We start from the raw sequence: 2,769 nt of genomic DNA, 5'->3' as shown, positions 1-2,769 counted from the left end.
CCGACCTGCAGGCTGGTCTGCGCCTTGGGCGCTTCCTGCCGCCGCACCAGGGCCAGCAGCCGCGCCTCCAGTTCGCCGAAGGCGAAGGGCTTGGTCAGGTAATCATCGCCGCCGGCCTTGAGGCCGCGAATGCGCTCGTCCACATCGGCCAGCGCGCTCAGGATGAGGATCGGCGTGCGGTTGCCGGTGCGCCGCAGCGCCTCGATGATGCCGAGGCCGTCGATGCCGCCCGGCAGCATGCGGTCGAGAATGATCACGTCGTAGGATTCCGTGGTCGCCATGAACAGGCCATCGCGGCCGTTCTCGGCATGATCGACGACATGACCGCCCTCGCTCAGCCCCTTGCGGATGAACTGGCTGACCTGCGGGTTATCCTCGACCAGTAGAACCTTCATGATCCCCCCGAACGGAACCGGGGCGGCCAAACCGCCCCGGTCGAGATGGCGTCACGCAAGCTGCAGCGCCAGATAGTAGGTCGTGCCATCGCGCAGCACCAGCATGGCCACGGCCTCCTTCTTGGCCTGCCGCGCGATGCGGATCTTCTCCGCCACCTCGTCGGGCGTCGTCACCGGATCGCCGCCGATGCGGATGATCACGTCGCCCTCGCGCACGCCGCTTTCCGCCGCCTTGCTGCCGCGCGTCACATCGGCGACCACGACGCCCTTGGCCGGTCCCTTGATGCCCAGCCGGGCGCGCAGCTCCGGCGTCAGCGGCGCCAGCGCCATGCCGACCTTCTCGTCGCCGCCGTCCGCTTCGCCGGCATCGGCCACCTGGTCGGCGGGCTGTTTGCCGATGGTGACGGTCAGCGTGCGCTCCCGGCCGTCGCGCCAGATCTGCAGCTTCGCCTTCTCGCCGGCCTTCAGGTTGGCGATGGCGATGGCGAGATCGCGCGGCTCCTTGATCTCCTTGCCGTTCACACCGGTGATCACGTCGCCCTGCTCCACGCCGGCGGCCTTGGCCGGCGAGTCATCCTGCACCAGGCTGACGATGACGCCGTCGTCGTTCTTGCGCCCCAGCGCCTTGGCGAGATTTCCGGTCATCGGCTGCATGTGCACGCCGAGCCAGCCCCGTTCGACGCTGCCCGACTCCTTCAGCTGCGCCACCACGTTCATCGCCAGCTTCGAGGGCACGCCGAAGCCGATGCCGACATTGCCGCCGCTGGGCGTGTAGATCGCGGTGGCGATGCCGATCACCCGGCCGCTGCTGTCGAAGATCGGACCGCCGGAATTGCCGGGATTGATCGGCGCGTCGAACTGCAGGAAGTCGTCATAGGGACCGGCGCGCAGGTCGCGGCCCCGCGCCGACACGATCCCGGCAGAAACGCTTCCGCCGAGCCCGAAGGGATTGCCCACCGCGATCACCCAGTCGCCGATCCGCGTCGCGTCGGAATCGCCGAACACGACATGGGGCAACGGCTTCTTCGCGTCGATCTTGAGCAGCGCGATGTCGGTCTTGGGGTCGCGGCCCTTCACCGTGGCGGGATGGCTGCTACCGTCGCTGAGCGTCACGTCGATCTTGCCGGCGCCCTCAACCACATGGTTGTTGGTGACGATGTAGCCTTCCGGATCGATGATGAAGCCGGAACCGAGCGCGTTGCGCGGCGCGCGCTCCAGCCGTTCGCCGAACTGGCGGAAGAACTGCTCGAAGGGCGAGCCCGGCGGAAACGGCAGGTCGCGCATCTGCCGCCGGCTGGTGTCGACCTTCTCGGTGGTGGAGATGTTCACCACTGCCGGCTTCACGCGCTCGACCAGGTCAGCGAAGCCGGGATGCTGCACCAGCGGCGCCACCGGCTGGATCGCCTGCGGGCTGCCCTGCCCGGCCGGGATCTGCGCCTGCACGGCGTACAGCCCGCCGCCAGTGAAAATCGTGGTTGCCAGCAGGGCGGCCAGGATGGCCTTCCTGCGGCGGGAGAATTTGCGCTGTCCGTCCATGTCTGCCTCCATGCGGAAAAGATCACGGCAGCAACATGGGGAGCCGCGGCTGAGCGGGTCCTGAACGGCGCATTAAAAATCCTTCATGAAGTATGTTCATTGAATGTTCTTCCATACGTTCACGCCGCGCCCAGCAGCTCGTCCACCGCGGCCAGCAGGTCGGCCTGGAGGATCGGCTTGCGCAGGCGCCTGTGCGGTCCCTGGGCGGCGGCGACGCTGAACAGCTGCGCCTCCTCCGCGCCGATCGCCGGCATGGCGCCAGTGATCTCGATGATCGGCATCCTGAGGCCGAAGGCGCGGATCCGTCGCATCAGGTCGAGGCCGTCCAGCTTCGGCATGTAGATATCGGTGATCACCAGATCGGCCGGCTGCTCGGTGAGGCGCCGGATTGCCGCCTCGCCATCGCCGGCCTCGTCGACGACATGGCCCGCATCCTCGAGATGCGCGCGCAGGATCTCGCGGATATCCGGATCGTCATCGACCACGAGAATATGGGCCATGATCCCCTGTTCTGCCTCCCGTTCCCCGCGCCCCTGCCGTTCCTTGTGACCGCAACCCGGGGCTGCACAATCCCCCTCCGGGGGATCGTTGACAGCCCCATCCCGGGTCCTTAGAACGGGCGCCGCATACGCCGTGTTAATACCCACTCTGGTGCGGAGGGGTGGCCGAGTGGCTGAAGGCGGCGGTTTGCTAAACCGTTATACACCGTCAAGGTGTATCGAGGGTTCGAATCCCTTCCCCTCCGCCATTCTCCTTCGACGTAATCCTCCTATTTGCCCAGCGCCGCCGCCCTGCCGCCGGTCCATTGCAGCAGCTCGGCATAGGTGAGCGGAAACAC

3 protein-coding genes and 1 tRNA gene are annotated in these 2,769 nt (G+C 67.1%); 1 reads left to right on the top strand and 3 read right to left on the bottom strand.

Going from position 1 to position 2,769, the window contains the following annotated elements; all coding sequences use genetic code 11:
- From VKZ87_RS00100 to VKZ87_RS00090, 3 genes are all read right to left on the bottom strand, one after another.
- Positions 1-395, bottom strand: a 395-nt coding sequence (locus VKZ87_RS00100) for a response regulator (protein WP_324219196.1), incomplete at its 3' end; no start/stop codon positions are given.
- A 51-nt stretch (positions 396-446) separates the two neighbouring features.
- Positions 447-1,931: a DegQ family serine endoprotease gene (locus VKZ87_RS00095; RefSeq protein ID WP_324219195.1), complete on the bottom strand. Its 1,485-nt coding sequence runs from the start codon at positions 1,929-1,931 to the stop codon at positions 447-449.
- 119 nt (positions 1,932-2,050) lie between these two features.
- On the bottom strand, positions 2,051-2,431 hold the full coding sequence (locus VKZ87_RS00090; protein ID WP_324219194.1) for a response regulator: 381 nt from the start codon (positions 2,429-2,431) through the stop codon (positions 2,051-2,053).
- A gap of 155 nt (positions 2,432-2,586) precedes the next feature.
- Here VKZ87_RS00090 and VKZ87_RS00085 point away from each other — a divergent pair.
- A tRNA-Ser gene (locus VKZ87_RS00085) sits at positions 2,587-2,679 on the top strand.
- Positions 2,680-2,769 lie beyond the last annotated feature (90 nt).

This window comes from Ferrovibrio sp. (assembly GCF_035304305.1).
Taxonomy (GTDB): domain Bacteria; phylum Pseudomonadota; class Alphaproteobacteria; order Ferrovibrionales; family Ferrovibrionaceae; genus Ferrovibrio.
The sequence above is the reverse complement of the archived record's forward strand: the minus strand, read 5'-3'. Positions and strand labels throughout refer to the sequence as shown.